The 16,701-nt window shown below is 67.4% G+C and carries 14 protein-coding genes and 1 pseudogene; 8 read left to right on the forward strand and 7 right to left on the reverse strand.

The annotated features are described in order from the left end of the window. Positions 1 to 57: 57 nt before the first annotated feature. Together BBJ41_RS22295 and BBJ41_RS22300 are read left to right on the forward strand one after the other, a co-directional pair. Positions 58 to 312, forward strand: coding sequence for a GlsB/YeaQ/YmgE family stress response membrane protein (locus BBJ41_RS22295; protein ID WP_034204657.1), 255 nt, complete (start codon positions 58 to 60; stop codon positions 310 to 312). 330 nt (positions 313 to 642) lie between these two features. Then, on the forward strand, positions 643 to 978 hold the full coding sequence (locus BBJ41_RS22300) for a hypothetical protein (protein ID WP_069748471.1): 336 nt from the start codon (positions 643 to 645) through the stop codon (positions 976 to 978). Between the two features lie 36 nt (positions 979 to 1,014). Here BBJ41_RS22300 and BBJ41_RS22305 read toward each other — a convergent pair whose 3' ends face one another. The 3 genes from BBJ41_RS22305 to BBJ41_RS22315 all read right to left on the reverse strand — a co-directional run bounded on the left by BBJ41_RS22305 (position 1,015) and on the right by BBJ41_RS22315 (position 4,018). Further along, complete coding sequence (locus BBJ41_RS22305; RefSeq protein ID WP_069748472.1) at positions 1,015 to 1,887, reverse strand: LysR substrate-binding domain-containing protein; 873 nt, start codon at positions 1,885 to 1,887, stop codon at positions 1,015 to 1,017. A gap of 109 nt (positions 1,888 to 1,996) precedes the next feature. Continuing rightward, entirely contained in the window at positions 1,997 to 2,896 is a 900-nt protein-coding gene (gene bla, locus BBJ41_RS22310; protein ID WP_069748473.1) for a class A beta-lactamase, read from the reverse strand. A 264-nt stretch (positions 2,897 to 3,160) separates the two neighbouring features. Next, positions 3,161 to 4,018, reverse strand: coding sequence for a peptidoglycan DD-metalloendopeptidase family protein (locus BBJ41_RS22315; protein ID WP_069748474.1), 858 nt, complete (start codon positions 4,016 to 4,018; stop codon positions 3,161 to 3,163). 532 nt (positions 4,019 to 4,550) lie between these two features. Between BBJ41_RS22315 and BBJ41_RS22320 the strand changes: the two genes are divergently transcribed. The 3 genes from BBJ41_RS22320 (at position 4,551) to BBJ41_RS22330 (ending at position 8,561) form a co-directional block, all read left to right on the forward strand. Continuing rightward, entirely contained in the window at positions 4,551 to 5,447 is an 897-nt protein-coding gene (locus BBJ41_RS22320; RefSeq protein WP_069748475.1) for a LysR substrate-binding domain-containing protein, read from the forward strand. Positions 5,448 to 5,493: 46 nt separating this feature from the next. Then, positions 5,494 to 5,880, forward strand: coding sequence for an ester cyclase (locus BBJ41_RS22325; RefSeq protein WP_069748476.1), 387 nt, complete (start codon positions 5,494 to 5,496; stop codon positions 5,878 to 5,880). Between the two features lie 500 nt (positions 5,881 to 6,380). Continuing rightward, positions 6,381 to 8,561: a hypothetical protein gene (locus BBJ41_RS22330; protein WP_069748477.1), complete on the forward strand. Its 2,181-nt coding sequence runs from the start codon at positions 6,381 to 6,383 to the stop codon at positions 8,559 to 8,561. 112 nt (positions 8,562 to 8,673) lie between these two features. On the opposite strand, the pseudogene BBJ41_RS22335 reads toward BBJ41_RS22330, so the two are convergent. After that, positions 8,674 to 9,413: pseudogene (locus BBJ41_RS22335) on the reverse strand (sulfite exporter TauE/SafE family protein). A 132-nt stretch (positions 9,414 to 9,545) separates the two neighbouring features. Then, complete coding sequence (locus BBJ41_RS22340; RefSeq protein WP_069748478.1) at positions 9,546 to 10,547, reverse strand: aldo/keto reductase; 1,002 nt, start codon at positions 10,545 to 10,547, stop codon at positions 9,546 to 9,548. Positions 10,548 to 10,687: 140 nt separating this feature from the next. On the opposite strand from BBJ41_RS22340, the gene BBJ41_RS22345 reads away from it, so the two are divergent. After that, positions 10,688 to 11,599 (forward strand): LysR family transcriptional regulator, encoded by a 912-nt coding sequence (locus BBJ41_RS22345; RefSeq protein WP_069748479.1) that lies wholly within the window; start codon positions 10,688 to 10,690, stop codon positions 11,597 to 11,599. 40 nt (positions 11,600 to 11,639) lie between these two features. Here BBJ41_RS22345 and BBJ41_RS22350 read toward each other — a convergent pair whose 3' ends face one another. Beyond that, the gene (locus BBJ41_RS22350) at positions 11,640 to 12,794 is read right to left on the reverse strand and encodes a porin (RefSeq protein ID WP_069748480.1); all 1,155 of its coding nucleotides are present in this window, start codon (positions 12,792 to 12,794) and stop codon (positions 11,640 to 11,642) included. Positions 12,795 to 13,175: 381 nt separating this feature from the next. Here BBJ41_RS22350 and BBJ41_RS22355 point away from each other — a divergent pair, with 381 nt between their 5' ends. Both BBJ41_RS22355 and BBJ41_RS22360 read left to right on the forward strand, forming a co-directional pair. Next, positions 13,176 to 14,273 carry an OpgC domain-containing protein gene (locus tag BBJ41_RS22355; RefSeq protein WP_069750317.1) on the forward strand — a complete coding sequence of 366 codons (1,098 nt, stop codon included), beginning with the start codon at positions 13,176 to 13,178 and terminating at the stop codon, positions 14,271 to 14,273. Positions 14,274 to 14,334: 61 nt separating this feature from the next. Next, complete coding sequence (locus BBJ41_RS22360; protein WP_069748481.1) at positions 14,335 to 15,264, forward strand: alpha/beta hydrolase; 930 nt, start codon at positions 14,335 to 14,337, stop codon at positions 15,262 to 15,264. Between the two features lie 102 nt (positions 15,265 to 15,366). On the opposite strand, the gene BBJ41_RS22365 is transcribed toward BBJ41_RS22360, so the two are convergent. Continuing rightward, entirely contained in the window at positions 15,367 to 16,581 is a 1,215-nt protein-coding gene (locus BBJ41_RS22365; RefSeq protein ID WP_069748482.1) for an FAD-dependent monooxygenase, read from the reverse strand. Between the last annotated feature and the right edge of the window lie 120 nt (positions 16,582 to 16,701).

A 16,701-nucleotide genomic window follows, 5' to 3' on the forward strand; every position in this document is an offset into this window, starting at 1 on the left:
GCACCGCACGGGTCAACTTCCTTTCGTCAACAGCTCAACAGCAATAGGGAGGCGTTCATGCTGCAATTCATCGAAACCCTGGTCGTCGGGCTCATCGTCGGCCTCCTCGCCCGCGCGCTCAAGCCCGGCGACGACAAGATGGGCATCCTGATGACCATCGTGCTCGGCGTCGTCGGCTCGCTGGTCGCGGGCTACGTCGGCCGCGCCGCCGGCTGGTATGCGCCGGGCCAGGGCGCGGGCTGGATCGCATCGATCATCGGCGCGATCGTGCTGCTCGTGATCGTCGGCGCGGTACGCAAGCGCGCGGGCTGAACACCGCATCGTCCGCTTCCATGCAAAAAGGCCGCTCGTTTCGAGCGGCCTTTTTGCTTTCCGGGCAACGCGATGACGTTGCCCGCACAACGGTCCCGGCAACCGTTCGTCCTGCGATCTTATGCCACCCGGCATTTCCCTGACTTGCGGTTGCGCAGATTCGGCCTACATTGGTTGAAGCAATCCGGCGTCATTTGCTTATTACCTTTATTTCTGTTTTTTCATTCAAGAGGTTCGATGGTTTTGCCGTTTACGCATACAGCATCGCGGCGTTGACGGACTGCCACCCGAGCGGCCCCGCTGCGACGCGCTTCCTCTCTGGAGCCTGTCATGAAGCATCGCCTGTTCGCCGCCTCGTTCGCCCTGGCTGCCTCGCTTCTGGCCACGTCCTCGTCCTTTGCCGCCGGTGCGTCCGGCATCATCCATTTCTCCGGCATGATCGTCGAGCCGCCGTGTTCGTTCGCGCTCGACGCAACCGGCGCCGCACCCGCCCAGGTACGGCCCGACTGCCCGCGCCCCGCGATCGGACAGATCGCGTTCGTCGACGCGGCCAGCATGCAGGCCGTGAAGACCACGACCTTTACGCAGGCCTCGCGCGCAATCGTTTTACCGAAGCGTCCGGGCAACGATCAGGCGCCGATGATCGCCGTCGTGACCTACCAGTAAAGCCCGCTGCCGGAGGCCCGCTGCCGCCATCGTGCATCAATCGCGATGGCGCGCGATCCAGTCACTGAACGCGCGGATCTTCTGCTGGCTGCCGATGTTCTCGGGATACACGAAGAAGTAGCGCGCGCCGGTTTCGAGCACGATGTCGAACGGCCGTTCGAGTCGGCGTGCGGCGACGTCGTCGTCGACGAGCGTCACGTCGCCGATCGCGACGCCGAAGCCCTGCATCGCCGCGTTCGTCGCGAGATCGAGCGTGTCGAACGTGGGCCCGCGCGCGGGATCGACGCCGCGCTCGCCCGCGTGATCGAGCCACGCGCGCCAGTCGCGATGGTCGCGCGTCGGATGCAGCAGCGTATGGCGCGCAAGATCGCCAACCGCATCGAGCGGCGACGCCTGCCGCAACTCGGGCGCGCATACCGGCGTCAACCGCTCGTCGAACAACGGCAACGCAAACACGCCCGGGCCCGGCGGCGTGCCGTAGACGATCGCCGCATCGAACGGTTCGGTCGAGAAATCGACGACGTGCTGCCACGCGGTCGTGATCTGCACGTGGAGATCGGGATGCTCGCCCTGGAAGCGCATGATGCGCGGCAGCATCCAGCGCATCACGCAGGTCGGCACCTTCAGCGCGAGATCGGTGCGCTGCCGCGTGAGCTTCATCGAGATGTCCTCGATCCGCGCGAAGCTCTCGTTGACGACCGGCAGCAACTGCTCGCCCTCCGCCGTCAGCGTGAGGCCCTTCGCATGCCGCTTGAACAGCGGAAAGCCGTAGTGCGCCTCGAGCGTCTGGATCTGCCGGCTCACCGCGCCCTGCGTGATGCACAGCTGCTCGGCCGCACGCGTGAAGCTGCGGTGGCGAGCCACCGTCGAGAAGATCTGCAGCGCGTGCAGGGGCGGAAGTCGGCGCATGACGAGGCTGGGAAACGGAAAAACGGCGCAGAAGGATCGCGCGCCGACACCGGCGCGCGCTGACCGACACGATAAGCCAAACGCCCGCTTTGCGCGAGACGCGGAAAACTCAGGCCGTCGCGGTGAACGCGCCCGTCACGATGCGCGCTGCCGATGCGACGACGTCCGCGCGGGCCGCCGCGTCGGCCTGCGGCTGCGTAAACGACACGGCCATCACGATCGGCGCGCGCGACGGCGGCCACACCACCGCGATGTCGGTCGTCGTGCCGTAACCGCCGGCGCCGGCCTTGCCGGCAATCCGCCAGCCGGACGGCACGCCCGCCGCGATGCCGGCCGCGCTGCGCGCGCCGCCGGTCAGCCATTCCGTCAGTTGCGTGCGCTGCGGTTCGCGCAGCGTGTCGCCGAGCAGCAGCCGCTGCAGCGTGTCGACCATTGCGACCGGCGTCGACGTGTCGCGTTCGTCGCCCGGCGTGGCCTTGTTCAGCTCGGGCTCCCAGTGATCGAGGCGGAACGTTGGGTCGCCGCTGTCGTGCGCGAACGCCGTGACGGCCTGCGGGCCGCCGAGCACGCCCATCAGCAGGTTGCCGGCGCCCTTGTCGCCCGACTGCAGCATGGCCGCGCACAGTTGCGCGATCGTCATGCCCGTGTCGACGTGGCTTTCCGTGACCGGCGAACCCGCCACGACTTCATAACGGCGATACAGGATGCGGCGCGGCAGCAGCGACGCGTCGAGCGAGCCGCGCGCGAGGATCGCCGCAGCCGCGACGACCGCATACGTGCCGCACAGCGGGAAGCGCTCGCGCGCATGGTGGGCGATGCGCACGCCGCTCGACGTATCGAGCGCGGCGACGCCGAGCCGGCCGTTCGACGCTTTCTCGAGCGCGGCCAGTTCGGCTTGCGCGGTGTGGGCGCGCCCCTGGTCGGCGACCGGCGCGGACGTGCATGCGGCGACGAACGGTGCGGCAACGGCGGCGAGCAACAGCGAGCGGCGTGTCGGAGAGTGTTCCATGGATGAGGTGTGTTCTGTCGGAAACGATGGCACGAAGCAACGCGGGCGCGCACCGGCAAAGCGCGCCCGTTCACGCCGACGGCCGGCCCGCGACGGCCTTCGCCGCGCATCCCCGAAAGACGCCCGTCGGCTCCGCGCAGGCAGCGCGGGACTCGCATGAAACAACAGGGTCTGTGTGCCGATGCAGCGCATCGGCGCGCCACCGGCAAACAGACCCCATAGCGTAGCAGCGACCGCCGCCGCGTTCCAGCGAAACGGCCCCGCTCAACCTTGCGACGAAGGCAGGTACGGCATCGGGTTCACCGGTTTGCCGTCGCGCCGCACCTCGAACAGCAGCGCGACGCGCGAGTTGTCGAGGTCGCCCATCTCGGCGATCGCGTCGCCCTGGCGCACGATGTCGCCCGTTTTCACGAGCAGCTTGCGATTGTGCGCATAGGCGGTCAGGAAATCCGCGTTGTGCTGGACGATGATCAGGCTGCCGTAATCGTTCAGGCCCGTGCCCGCATACATCACGCGGCCGTCGGCCGCGGCGCGCACCGGATCGCCCGGCCGGCCGGCGATCTGGATGCCGCGGTTCTGTCCCGGCCGGAAGCCGTCGACGATCTTGCCGCGCGCGGGCCACGTGAGCGCGACGCCGCCCGCGTGCCGCTTCGTTTCCTTGACGACCTGACGGTCGCTCGCCGTCGACGCCGTGACCTGGCCGCCTGCCGCCGTACCACTCGCGGCAGCGGCCGCCGCGGCCTGCGTGCCGGTCGCGCCGGCCGTCGGCAGCGGTTGCTGCTTGACGATGCGCAGCACCTGGCCCATGCGCAGCCTGCCGTTCGCGCCCAGCTTGTTCCAGGTGCGCAGATCGGCCACGCTGCAGTCGTTCGCGGAAGCGATGCCCGTCAGCGTGTCGCCGCGCTTCACGACGTACTTCTGCGCGACGAGAATCGGCGCCGGCGGCGGTGTGACGGACGTGGCGGCCGACGGCGCAGCGGCGGGCTGGCTCGACGGCTGCGACTGTCCCGCCAGCGTGTTGCTCGGCGGGATGGACTGCGTGTCTGCACAACCGGCCATGACGAGCACGGCGGCCAGGCCCGACAGCCGCGCCGCGTTGCGGTAAATCTCGCGCGTTTTCATGGACGATCCGACTCCGGTTTGACAATCTTTCAAGCATCTCAAAAACGGAACGGCCGACGTGTAACCGGATGCAAACAATGATGACAAACGATCACGAACCGGCCGCCGGCTGGCATTCGCTACCGGTAATACGGTCGGATCGGGGAAAACTTGACAGTCTTTTCGCGCGAAAGCGGAAGAATTTTCGTCGAAAGAAACTATGACGAATTTATTTCAATAGCTGCCGGGCGACGACAGGCGATCGATGCGCGCGCCTGCCGGCGCGCTCAACGCAACCATTCGGCGAGTTCTGAACAGGCCCAGGCGATGCCGATGCACAGGAAAAACAGGTGCAGTGCGATCTTGAACGACACGCCCCACGACGAATCGACATGCATGACGGGCTCCCCGGTTGAGATGCCGCCATGATCGGGCTTCGATCACACCCCGAAAATGCGGAACCGGCGAATCGGGCCTCAGGCTGCGCTTGAGACCGCGGGCGCCGTTCCTGCTAACTTATCGGCCATTCCGACACGATCGCTCCCCGCCCATCATGCGCTTCGACCTGACCGACCTGCGGCTCTTCCTGAACATCTGCGAGGCCGGCACGATCACGAGCGGCGCCGAACGCACGCACATCACGCTGCAGGCCGCGAGCGAACGCATCCGCGGCATGGAGGACGAACTCGGCGTGCCGCTGCTGCACCGGGCCAAGTCGGGCGCGCAGCCGACCGATGCGGGCCGCGCGCTCGAACATCACGCGCGCACCGTGCTGCAGCAGATCGACCACATGCGCGGCGAACTGCAGCAGTTCGGCCAGGGGTTGCGCGGGCATATCCGGCTGCTGTGCAACACGGCCTCGCTGAGCGAATACCTTCCCGACGCGCTGGCCGATTACCTGCCGCATCATCCGAAGCTGTCGATCAGTGTCGAGGAGCGCTCGAGCCAGGAGATCGTGCATGCGATCCGCAACAAGACGGCCGAAGTCGGCATCGTCGCCGATTCGGTCGGGCTCGGCGGGCTCGAGCAAAAGCCGTTTCGCGAGGACTGGCTGGTGGTGGTCGCGCCGGCCGCGCATCCGCTCGCGGCACACGACGCGGTCGCGTTCGACGCAATCGCCGACGCCGACTTCATCGGCCTCACCGACGGCAGCGCGCTGCAGGTGCATCTCGCCGACCAGGCGCGCGCGCTCGGCAAACGGATCCGTTATCGCGTGCAGTTGAAGAGCTTCGATGCGATCTGCCGCGTGATCGCCAGCGGCGTGGGCATCGGTATCGTGTCGCGGCATGCCGCCGAGCGCGCGATGCAGACGATGGACGTGCGGCTCGTCGAGCTGTCCGATCCGTGGAGCCACCGGAAGCTGACGCTGTGTGCGCGGTCGTTCGACGCGCTGCCGAAATACACGCGGGAGTTCGTCGCGTTTTTGTCCGGCGAAACGGGGCCGCGATAACGCGCGCGACATTCGCCCCATTCCATCGACACCCGGAGGCACGACCATGACCGACATCGATCTCGCCGCCCGCTACCGCGCGTATATCGACTGCCTGAACCGGCAGGACTGGCCAGCGCTCGGCCGGTACGTCGCCGACGACGTGATCCACAACGACCGGCCGCTCGGCCTGGCCGGTTACCGCGCGATGCTGGAACAGGACTACCGCGACATACCCGACCTCCATTTCGACATCCGGCTGCTCGCTTGTGAGCCGCCGCGCGTCGCGTGCCGATTGCGCTTCGCCTGTTCGCCGAAAGGAACGTTCATGGGGCTCGCCGTCGACGGCAGGAAGGTCACGTTCGCCGAGAACGTGTTCTACGAGTTTCACGACGGCAAGATCCGCCAGGTCTGGTCGGTGATCGACAAGGCGGCGATCGAGGCGCAGCTTTAAGGCTCGTTGGCGTCGCCAGGCGCCGGTTGCGATCGGCGGGTCGATATCCGCTTCGACTCGCCTCAACTCTTATGGATAACGTTTTCTCTCAAAGTTCATAGAGAGCACGTAGCGAGACAGCTTTTCCTCCTTCCGCTTTCACGCCGGCATTCGACGCAGCACCTCACCGGAAGACGTAAAAATTCCCGGCGAATATCACGTCATTTCGGCCTCATCGCTTCCCTCCTTCGTTCCCACTATTCGGGTTTCTACCGGCGCATCCAGCGTGAAAGTTCATTGACACCGGGCCGTTCGATGCCTAAATTTGGAAAACGTTTTCCAATGCATCGGCGCGACGCCGTCCACGGCCCGCGCAGGGAGAACGCTTGCCCGCTCGAGTTGTGATTCGGGCCATCCGCCTTCAGGGATCAGGGTTACGAGGCGGAGCCCAGGTACGGGCATCGAGCGCGGCAACGGCCACACCCGCCCGTTCCACATCACTATTCAAAACTGGAGACACAATGCATCCGCGCAGCAGATTCGCGCTCGGCGCCGCGCTCAGCGCCCTTTCCGTCGTGTTCGTCAGCGCCTGCGGTGGCAACGACATCACCGATCCGCCGTCTTCGTCCACCCCGCCGTCGGGCTCGACACCGACGTCGCCCCCCGCTTCCGCGCTGGCGGCCACCTCGCTGCAGGCGCTCGTCTACGGCGCGGCCGACACCAGCGTACCGGCCGGGACGGACACGCCGATCACGATGATGGGCCAGATGCGCGCGCTGTTCGACCTGATCCGGAAGTCGCCCGACTTCACGCAGGTCGTGATGGATCTCGGCGACGGCACGCCGGTTCACGTGCTCGACACGAACACCGGCGACAAATTCCTGCCAGGCAAGCTCGCGCTCGGCCTGTCGTACATCCTGATCGACATGAAGTCGAAAGGCGACCCGCAATACGCAAGCTACCTCGCGACGTACCAGAAGATCACGACCGCGATGATGGCGCAGTCGGGCAGCAACTACACGTACGCGAATACGTCGTGGGGCGAGTACTACTATCTCGTCGCGCTGAACAACCTGCAGGCGCACGGGATGCTCAACGAAGTCTTCAGCGACGCGATGCTCGCGACGCTGCAGCAGCGGCTCCGGTTCTGCGACATGTTCGGCCCCGACGCGAGCGGCAAGGTCGACACGTGCCCGGCCGCCGGCACGCCGATCGACATCGCGTCGCTGAACACCGCGCAGAACTACTATGCGGTGTCCTACGGGATCGCCGGGCTGCGGCAGAAACTCGGCTGGAGCAATCCGTCGTTCGCGTCGGCGACCGATCCGGCCGTCGCGACGATGGGCGCGCGCGACGCGCTGCTGTACACGCTGACCAACCACATCCGGAAGGATTCGTCGGGCGGGTTCTCCGACGAAGCGTCGAACACGCACACGACCTATTACGACCAGGCGCGCTTCGACCGCTACAGCACGCTGCTGATCGGCGAAGTCACCGAGCGCACGCTCGAGATGGGCAACGAGGCGAATCTCACGCCGGAACTGAAGGGGTATCTGCGCAAGTCCGTCGACCTGATCCTGCAGCAGCTGAACGGCGACGGCGAAGGCTTCAACTACGGCCGCTCGATCGGCCCGTACGGCGATTCCGCGTTCATGGAAGTGCTGACCGCGGCCGCCAATGCCGGCGTGCTGTCCGATCAGGAGAAGCAGATCGCGTACACGTTCATCGCCAAGGCCGCGCATCGCTTCGACACCTTCTGGTACGACCCGTCGCTGCCGACGCCGTCGGTGAACATGTGGGTCAAGGGCCGCGGCACGGACGCGTATCGCGGCAAGCCGCGCGTGATGGGCGAGAACTTCAGCCTGCTGCACCAGTACCTGTACGTGAACGCATGGTGGAACAAGCTCGGCTTCGGCGGCAAGGCGCCGATGGCCGATACGGACTACAACGCGTGGCTCGACGCGCTGCCGCGCTACACGCTCACCTGGTACAACCAGCCGAACGACGCCGCGCATCCGTACAGCGCGGCGCTGGTCACCGTGCGCGACGGACGGCGCGTGATCAACCTGAACCTGAGCCAGGCGCCCGACTACAACTCGTTCACGCCGTACTACCCGGTGCCGGCTTCCGACAAGCTGACCTACGGCACGACCGATCTCGGCTACGCGCTGCTGATTCCGCAGGTGTCGTACAACGGGAAAACCTACATTCCCGTCACGTACTACAAGAACCTGAACGTGCAGCAGGCCAACGGCCAGGTGATCGTGTCGTTCGATACGGCGAAGTTCCGGCTCGCGTCGAAGAATGCGGCGTACACGACGGATCTCGACCTGCAGGTGCATACGGTGCTGACGTTCGCGCACGGCTCGATCGCGCGCAGCGATACGCTGAGCACGGCCACGCTCAGCGGCAACCTGTCGGTCGAGACGGACTTCACGTCGTTCGCGGATTTCGCGTCCACGCAGGCCAACGGCGTGTCGGTGACGTACGCGAACAGCACCGCGACCGGCTATGCGGCGTCCGGGTTCGACAACTGCGCGCTGTCGGCCTTCGACACGGTGAACGGCGCGACGAACCCGCTGTCGACGACGCCGATCGGCCAGTTGCATTCGAACTTCGCCTGCACGACGAAGCCGTTTGCGCTCGGCGCGGGCACGAACCGCACGTTCGGGTGGACGCTGAAGTACGCCGATCCGGCCTGATCGACGCGGCTGCCGTCCTGCGAGCATGCCCGAAGCCGGCTACCGGCTTCGGAATCGTGCAGGGTGGCGGGCATCGCCGCGCGCACGCATCACGCGCACCGGCGATGCCCGCTCACAGCCACCCCGAAGCCGCCATGTAGGCGCCGAGCGCAATCAGCCCGACGAAGAAACAGCGCTTGAACGCCTTCTCGCTCATCACGCGCCGCGCGTATTGCCCGCCGGCCATCCCCGCCAGCGCCGGCACGAGCGCGAGCGCCGACACGCCGAGATCGACCGTCTGCAGCGCGCCCGTCACGCGCAACTGCAAGCCGAGCGCGATCGTCGACGCAGTGAACGACAGCCCGAGCGCCTGGATCAGGTCGTCCTTCGACAGCCGCAATGCCTGCAGATACGGCACGGCCGGCACGACGAACACACCGGTCGCGGCCGTCACGACACCCGTCAGGTAGCCGATCACGGCCGACAGCCATTGTTCGTGGCGGCCCGGCGCAGGCAGGCGCGCGGCGGCCAGCCCCCACAGCCCGTAGATGATCAGCACCACGCCGAGCGCCGCATGCGTCCACGTGCTGCCGGCCGCGAGCGCGGGCAGCCCGCCCGTCAGCGTGCCGATCGTGAGACCGGCGAGCAGCGGCCACAGCCGGCGCAGCAGCGGCCCGAACGACGGACCGAGCCACAACTGCCACACATTGGTGATGAACGACGGCACGAGCAGCAGGCTCGCCGCGGCCGACGGCGGCATCGCGAGCGTGAGCAGCCCCATCGCGATCGTCGGCAACCCGAGCCCGATCATCCCTTGACCGCGCCGGCCAGCAGGAAAACCAGCACGATGATCGTCAGCGTATGAATTTGCATGGCGGCGTTCCGTCCGGTTGAACAAGGCGCCGATGGTGAACCGCCGCCGCGCCGCCCGCCATCTGGCTTTGCCTGAGGCTGGCTCGGGGCCGCCGGGCGGGCCGCGCAGAGCAGCCGGTCAGGCCCCGTGAATCACCCCCTCGCCTGCTCGCTGTCGAGGTGCGCCATCTGCGCGGCCGGATAACGCTCGCCGGCAGCCGCCCCGGCGGGAACCGCCGCTTCGATGCGAGCGATGTCATTGACCGTTAGTTGCAACTCAGGGGCCTGCAATGCGTCCTGGAGCTGCGTGCGCTTGCGCGCGCCGATCAGCGGCACGATGTCGCCGCCGCGCGACAATGCCCACGCAATCGCGACCTGGGCCGGATTGCTGCCCTTCTCGTCGGCGATCGTCCGCAGCGCATCGACGAGCGCGAGGTTGTGCGTGAGGTTCTCGCCCTGGAAGCGCGGGCTCGCCGCGCGGAAATCGCGCTCGCCCTGCCGAGCGGTGTTCCAGCGCCCGCCCAGCAACCCGCGCGACAGCACGCCATAGGCCGTCACGCCGATGCCGAGTTCGCGGCACGCGGGCAGGATCTCCGCCTCGATGCCGCGCGACAGCAGCGAATACTCGATCTGCAGGTCGGAGATCGGCGCGACGGCCGCCGCGCGGCGGATCGTGTCGGCGCTGGCTTCCGACAGGCCGATGTGGCGCACGTAGCCGGCCTTCACGAGATCGGCGATCGCGCCGACCGTCTCCTCGATCGGCACCGCCGGATCGACGCGCGACGGCCGGTAGATGTCGATGTAGTCGGTGCCGAGCCGCTTCAGCGAATACGCGACGAAGTTCCGGATCGCGTCGGGCCGCGCGTCGTAGCCGGCAAACCCGCCGACCGGATCGCGCAGCGCGCCGAACTTCACGCTGATCAGCACCTGGTCGCGCGCACGGCCGCGCAGCGCGTCGCGGATCAGCATCTCGTTGTCGCCCATTCCGTAGAAATCGCCGGTGTCGAGCATCGTGATCCCGTGGTCGAGCGCCGCGTGCAGCGTCGCGATGCTTTCGTCGCGGTCGGCCGGCCCGTAGAAATCCGACATCCCCATGCAGCCGAGCGCGATCGCCGAAACCTGCGGGCCCGTGCGGCCCAGTTGACGCGTGTCCATGTCCGTTTCCTTCAAGTGGTGAGTGAATGGACCGGATTCTGGGCGCATCGCAGCATGCGATAAACGCGAAACGCTCCACCAAACCATTCGACGCTGATTAACAATGGAGCCTGTCCCAATCAGCCCGCCCCTCGCCCCGCATGGACCATCTGCAAGCAATGCGCATCTTCGCGCGCGTCGCCCATCTCGGCAGCTTCACGAAAGCGGCCGAGCAGTTGCAACTGCCGCGTCCGACGGTCAGCAACGCCGTCCAGTATCTGGAAAAGCACCTGAAGATCCGCCTGTTGCAGCGCACGACGCGGCGCGTCGCGCTGACGGCCGAGGGCGCGACCTATTACGAGCGCTGCGTGCGATTGCTGGCCGATCTCGACGATGTGGAAACGCTGTTCGAGGACGCCGCCGCGTCGCCGCGCGGCGTGATCCGCGTCGATCTGCCCGAACGCTTCGCGGTGAACCAGGTGATTCCCGCGCTGCCTGATTTCCACGCGCGCTACCCCGACCTGCGCGTCGCGATCAGCACGACCGACCGCTTCGTCGATCTCGTCGCGGACGGCATCGATTGCGCGGTGCGGGTCGGCGTGCTGTCCGACACGTCGCTCGTCGCGCGGCGCATCGGCGAGATGACGCAGATCAACTGCGCGTCGCCCGCGTATCTCGCGCGCCACGGCACGCCGCGCTCGCCCGACGAATTACCCGACCACGTCGCGGTCGGCTATTTCTCGAGCCGCACGGGCCGCGAACTGGACTGGGAATTTGCGGACATGGATTCGGGCGAGCTGCACGCGGTGAAGATGCACAGCGTCGTGTCGGTCAACAGCTCGCAGGCGTATCTCGCGTGCTGCCTGGCCGGCCTCGGGATGGTCCAGGTGCCGCGCGACGGGCTCGCACCGCTGCTCGCCGACGGCTCGCTGGTCGAAGTGCTGCCCGAATGGAATGCAGCGCCGCTGCCCGTGTCGGTGGTGTTCCCGTACGGCCGGCATCTTGCGCCGCGCGTGCGGATCTTCGTCGACTGGCTCGCGGCAACGCTCGGCGGCACGCACCGGGCGGACTGACGGCAGCGAACGCCGGGGCGCGCAGCCCCGGCGGCCGCGCTCAGAACTTGTGGCGGATCGCGGCGCGCACCGCGAACTGGTTCGACGACGACGACGGGCCGTCCGTCCCGACGACGTAGCCGCCGTCGGCGGCCGTGCCGGTCTTGTCGCCGGCGACCTTCTGCCATGCGCCCTGCAGATAGACGTCGGTGCGCTTGGACAGGCTGTAGTCGGCCATCAGGCCGACCGTGTGGTACTTCGGCTTGAACGAGCCGGCGGCGGCATCGAACTTGCCGTCCGTGTACACGTACTGCGCGCCGAGATAGAAATCGGGCGTGAGCTGGTACTTGCCGTTGATTTCGAAGTTCTGGAACTTCGTCGCGGTCAGCCCGAGGCCGGCGAACGTCGAAGCCGGCAGGTAGACGGTCGACACCGGATTCTTCACGTCCGTCTTCGTATAGACGAAACCGACCGTGGCCGGGCCGAACGTGTAGTTGATCCCGCCGCCGAAGATGCGCAGGCGATCGGCGACGAAGTTCGCATCGTCGGCCGCGATCGCGCCCGCGCTGCCGACGCCCGGATTGTTCGCCTGCAGGTAGGCGGCCGCGACCTGCAGCCCGGCCAGCGAATACTGCGCGCCGATGCTGTACTGGCGATTGTTCGAGAAGCCCGTGCTGTTGCTGAAGCTGTACGTGCCGCCGAAGGTCAGCCCGTTCCAGTCGGGGCTCGCGTACTTGACCGTGTTGTTGACGCGGAACGAGTTGTCCGTGTTGTCGTTGTCGAACGGGTGCGAGAACAGCGTGCCGCCCCAATTGCCGTTCGCGGTCAGCGGCGCGAGGTAGTCGACGACCGAGTCGTACTGGCGGCCGAAGGTCAACGTGCCGAAGCGCGGCGCGGAGAGCCCGACGAACGCCTGGCGGCCGAACATGCGGCCGCCCTGGCCGAGCCGGCCGTTGTTCACGTCAAAACCGTTTTCCAGCGTGAAGATCGCCTTGAGCCCGCCGCCGAGATCCTCGCTGCCCTTCAGGCCCCAGCGGCTGCCCTGCGCATACCCGCTCGCGAGCTGGTAATTCGTTTTTCCGACCCCATTGACGTTGACGTTGTTCGTGTAATTGAAGCCTTCGTCGATCAGGCCGTACAGCGTCACGCTGTTCTGGGCAAAGGCCGGCGCGGCGAAAGCGGCCAGCGCAGCGGCAAAAATGACGTGCTTCTTCATGACGGATCTCCGGAGCCGGGGGCCGGGCAGGCCGAGCGCCCGGCGAATGTTTGGTCTGTTGTATGTGTGGCCCGCAGGGCGGACGACGCGGTGTGCGGCCGCGTGGAATCAAAATGGTGTCACGTCGCAAACCGTCCGTCCATCGGGGTATCGAAACCGCGCGCAAAGCGTTGCGCTCTCCCAACTGCCCCGTTGCGCAGACTGCCTGACCGGGCTTATCGGCAGCGGCGGGCCGGCCCGCCATCCGCGTAAACCCGGCCGGCGTCGCATCGGTGGCACAATGCGCATCCGTTCGCCATTTCTCCACGAAGTCATGCTTCACCCCGATTCCTGCGCGGCATGTGCCGGCCGCGCACGCGCCCCGCGCCGGGTGGCGGCCCGATGACCGCGCCTGCCCGGGCCGGCCGTTACGCCGAACTCGATTTCTTCCGCGGCCTCGTGCTGCTCGTCATCGTCGTCGACCACATCGGCGGCAGCATCCTGTCGCGCGTGACGCTGCACGCGTACGCGCTGTGCGACGCGGCCGAGGTATTCGTGTTCCTCGGCGGCTTCGCGACCGCGATCGCGTACAACTCGCTCGCCGAGCGGCACGACGAAGCCGCCGCGCGCCAGCGCTTCATCCGGCGCGCGTTCGAGATCTACCGCGCGTTCCTCGTGACGGCCGGCCTGATGCTGCTGATCACGGCCGCGCTGAACGCGCTCGCGATCGACGGCCCGAACATGCCGACCAACGACCTCGACGGCCTGCTCCACAAGCCGCTCGCCGCGCTGCGCGACATCCTGCTGTTCCGCCGCCAGCCGTACCTCGCGTCGGTGCTGCCGATGTACGCGTTCTTCGCGCTGCTCGTCCCGCTCGCGTTACCGCTCGCGCGCACGCAGCCGTGGCTGATGCTCGCATTCAGCGGGTCGCTCTGGTACGCGGCGCCGCACGTCGCGCGCTTCCTGCCGACCGTCGAAGGCGCGCCGTGGGACTTCAATCCGTTCGCGTGGCAGTTCCTGTTCGTGCTCGGCGTGATCGCGCGCTGCCAGCCCGTCTACCAGACGCTCGCGCCCAAGCCGCAGGGCTGGCTGCTGACGGCGGTCTCGCTCGCGATCGTCGCGGCCGGCGCTTACTACCGGCTGCGCATCGAGCCGTTCCCGACCGATCCGTCGATCAAACAGAACCTCGGCGCGCTGCGGCTCGCGAACTTCCTCGCGATCGCGTGGCTCGCGGCCAAGCTCGTGCACCTGGGCTGGATGAAGAAAGTCGCGCACGCGATGCCGTGGATCGGCACGATCGGCCGGCAGGGGCTGCTGTGCTTCGTCGCCGGCACCGGCATCTCGCTCGCGGTCGATTCGGTGCTCTACCAGGCGACCGAAGGCTATCTCAACGTGCCGCTCGGCCTGGCCGCCGACGTCGTCGCGATAGGCCTGCTGTATCTCGTTGCCAAACTTTACGGGCCGCTCGTCGCGCGGCTGCCGTTCCGTTCGCGGCGATGACGCGCCGCGCCGTCATGCGCCGCTGCTACGATAGCCGGCGCCTCTCCTGAAACGTTTCGCCATGCGCCGACTCGCCCTTCCGTTCGCCGTCGCCCTGATCGCCGGCTCCATCACCACCGCCCGTGCCACGCCGGCCGCGCCGACGGTATCGCCCGCGTCGTCTCCGCCGGCGGTCGTCCAGGCCGCGCCGCCCGCCCAGGAGGCTTCCGTCAATCCGGGCAGCAGCATCGTGCTGCGCGCGTTCCGCTCGGCGTCGCTGAAGCGCGACTGGTCGTACACGGTCTACCTGCCGCCCGGCTACAACCCGGAAGGCGCGCGCTACCCGGTGATGTACCTGCTGCACGGCAATGCCGGCAACGCGAACGACTGGGTCACGCAAGGCCGGCTGCAGGCTACCGCCGACACGCTGATCGAGCGCCGCGAGATTCCGCCGGTCGTGATCGTGATGCCGCAGGGCGGCACCGACTGGTACGTCGACCGCAAGGAGAAGATGCAGAGCGCGTTCCTCAACGACCTGCTGCCCGAAGTCGAAGCGCACTTCGCGGTGTCGAACCAGCGCGCCGGCCGCGCGATCGGCGGCGTATCGATGGGCGGCTTCGGCGCGCTGCGCTTCTCGCTGCTCGAACCGGGGCTGTTCTGCGGCGCGATGCTGCTGAGCCCCGCGATCTATGCGAACGAGCCGCCGCTCAATTCCGCCGCGCGCTATGTCGGCGTGTTCGGCGAGCGGCAGTTCGACTCGCGCGTGTGGCACGAGCTCAACTACCCGGCGCTGATGCGCGGTTATTTCGCGCGCAGCTGGCGCGTGCCGATGTTCATCGCGGCCGGCGACGACGACCTGACGATCCAGGCGGAATCGAGTGTGCTGTACACCCACCTGCGCCGCGCGCAGAACCCGGCCGAGCTGCGCATCGTCGACGGCGGGCATACGTGGGACGTGTGGCGCGGGCTGCTCGGGCAGGGATTGAAGTACGCGCTCGAATGCGTGAAGTGACGGGGCACCCGAGCGGGCGCACGATTGTTTTCGTCGATGCTGCGCAACGAATGATTCCGTCGGCATAAACGCGCGAAGCCTACGGTCCGGCCGCTACGAGATTCAAAGCCACGTGCCGCCCTGACGCTCGTCCGGCTCGTCGGCGAGCGCATCGAAATCGTGAATCCAGTCCAGGTGATGCAGCACGCTGCCGCGCTCGGCAAGACGCGCATTGCGCGCCTGCGCGGCCGGCCCGTCGGGCAGGTGCAGCACGTCGGCCGCGGAGATCGACGCGTACTGCACCTTGCGCGTGCGGCCGCGACGCAGACGCTCGTAGCCTTCCTGCGCTTCGCGCCAGTTGCGCGGCCCGGCCTTCGCCAGTTGCGCCGCCAATACCACCGCATCCTCGATCGACTGGTTCGCGCCCTGCCCGTGGTGCGGCACCAGCGCATGCGCGGCATCGCCGATCAGCGTCACGCGCCCGCGGCTCCAGCGGCCGAGCGGCGGACGATGGAACAGCCCCCAGCGCTGGCTGATCGGCACCGCGGTGATCATCTGCACCACCGCCGGATGCCAGTCGCCGAACAGGCGCAGTTGCTCGCCCTCTTCCGACGGCATGACCCAGTCGCGCGACGGCCACGGCGACGGGTGACGCTCGACCAGCAGGAAATTCTGGTCGCCGTCGTCGCCGATCGGATAGTGCAGCAAATGCCCGTGCGGCCCGACCCAGAACTGGATCGTGTCAGGATCGGGCAACAGGTCCATGCGGTCGGCCGGCACCACGCCGCGAAAACCCGAGCAGCCCGAATACAGTGCATCGTCGTAGCCGAGCATCCAGCGCCGCGTGATCGAACGCGCGCCGTCCGCGCCGATCACGAGATCGGCTTCGATGCGCGCGCCGTTGTCGAACGCGAGCGTGACGCGATCGAGATGCTGCGCGAGATCGATCAGCCGGTGGCCGAGATGGATGCAGTCGAGGCCCACCGCTTTCGACAGCACGGCCTGCAGATCCGCGCGATGCACGCCCCAGTACGCGCCGCCGAATTGCCGGCGATAGTCGGGCTCGCCGCGATGATGGCCGATCACCGCGCCACTGCGCCCGTCGCGATAGACGAGGCCCGGGATGTCCGCGCAAACCGCGTCGAACGCATCGCGCAACCCCATGCGCTCGTAGAAGCGCGTCGCATTGGCCGACAGCGCGACGGCCGCGCCGACTTCGCGCAATGCGTCGGTCTGCTCGTAGAGCTGCGCGTCGATGCCGTGCTCGCGCAGCGCGAGCGCGAGCGTCAGGCCGCCGATTCCGGCGCCGACGATCGCAATCTTCAGGTTCGTCTGCATGATGAAGGTGTCTCCGATATTCAGGTGTGGGGGCCGCGGCCCGCGCAGCGCGCGTGTCGAATGCGTGCGCCGTATCGGTAGTTTCAGGAGTGGACATTCATCCCGCAATAAAATGAAATG

The sequence above is a fragment of the Burkholderia stabilis genome, from assembly GCF_001742165.1.
In the GTDB taxonomy this organism is placed as follows: Bacteria; Pseudomonadota; Gammaproteobacteria; order Burkholderiales; family Burkholderiaceae; genus Burkholderia; species Burkholderia stabilis.

Excerpts from the sequence above, each read along its gene's own strand:
- BBJ41_RS22295 (WP_034204657.1), top strand. The coding sequence starts at position 58 with ATGCTGCAATTCATCGAAACCCTGGTCGTCGGGCTCATCGTCGGCCTC.
- BBJ41_RS22300 (WP_069748471.1), top strand. The coding sequence starts at position 643 with ATGAAGCATCGCCTGTTCGCCGCCTCGTTCGCCCTGGCTGCCTCGCTT.
- BBJ41_RS22305 (WP_069748472.1), bottom strand. The coding sequence starts at position 1,887 with ATGCGCCGACTTCCGCCCCTGCACGCGCTGCAGATCTTCTCGACGGTG.
- bla (WP_069748473.1), bottom strand. The coding sequence starts at position 2,896 with ATGGAACACTCTCCGACACGCCGCTCGCTGTTGCTCGCCGCCGTTGCC.
- BBJ41_RS22315 (WP_069748474.1), bottom strand. The coding sequence starts at position 4,018 with ATGAAAACGCGCGAGATTTACCGCAACGCGGCGCGGCTGTCGGGCCTG.
- BBJ41_RS22320 (WP_069748475.1), top strand. The coding sequence starts at position 4,551 with ATGCGCTTCGACCTGACCGACCTGCGGCTCTTCCTGAACATCTGCGAG.
- BBJ41_RS22325 (WP_069748476.1), top strand. The coding sequence starts at position 5,494 with ATGACCGACATCGATCTCGCCGCCCGCTACCGCGCGTATATCGACTGC.
- BBJ41_RS22330 (WP_069748477.1), top strand. The coding sequence starts at position 6,381 with ATGCATCCGCGCAGCAGATTCGCGCTCGGCGCCGCGCTCAGCGCCCTT.
- BBJ41_RS22340 (WP_069748478.1), bottom strand. The coding sequence starts at position 10,547 with ATGGACACGCGTCAACTGGGCCGCACGGGCCCGCAGGTTTCGGCGATC.
- BBJ41_RS22345 (WP_069748479.1), top strand. The coding sequence starts at position 10,688 with ATGGACCATCTGCAAGCAATGCGCATCTTCGCGCGCGTCGCCCATCTC.
- BBJ41_RS22350 (WP_069748480.1), bottom strand. The coding sequence starts at position 12,794 with ATGAAGAAGCACGTCATTTTTGCCGCTGCGCTGGCCGCTTTCGCCGCG.
- BBJ41_RS22355 (WP_069750317.1), top strand. The coding sequence starts at position 13,176 with ATGACCGCGCCTGCCCGGGCCGGCCGTTACGCCGAACTCGATTTCTTC.
- BBJ41_RS22360 (WP_069748481.1), top strand. The coding sequence starts at position 14,335 with ATGCGCCGACTCGCCCTTCCGTTCGCCGTCGCCCTGATCGCCGGCTCC.
- BBJ41_RS22365 (WP_069748482.1), bottom strand. The coding sequence starts at position 16,581 with ATGCAGACGAACCTGAAGATTGCGATCGTCGGCGCCGGAATCGGCGGC.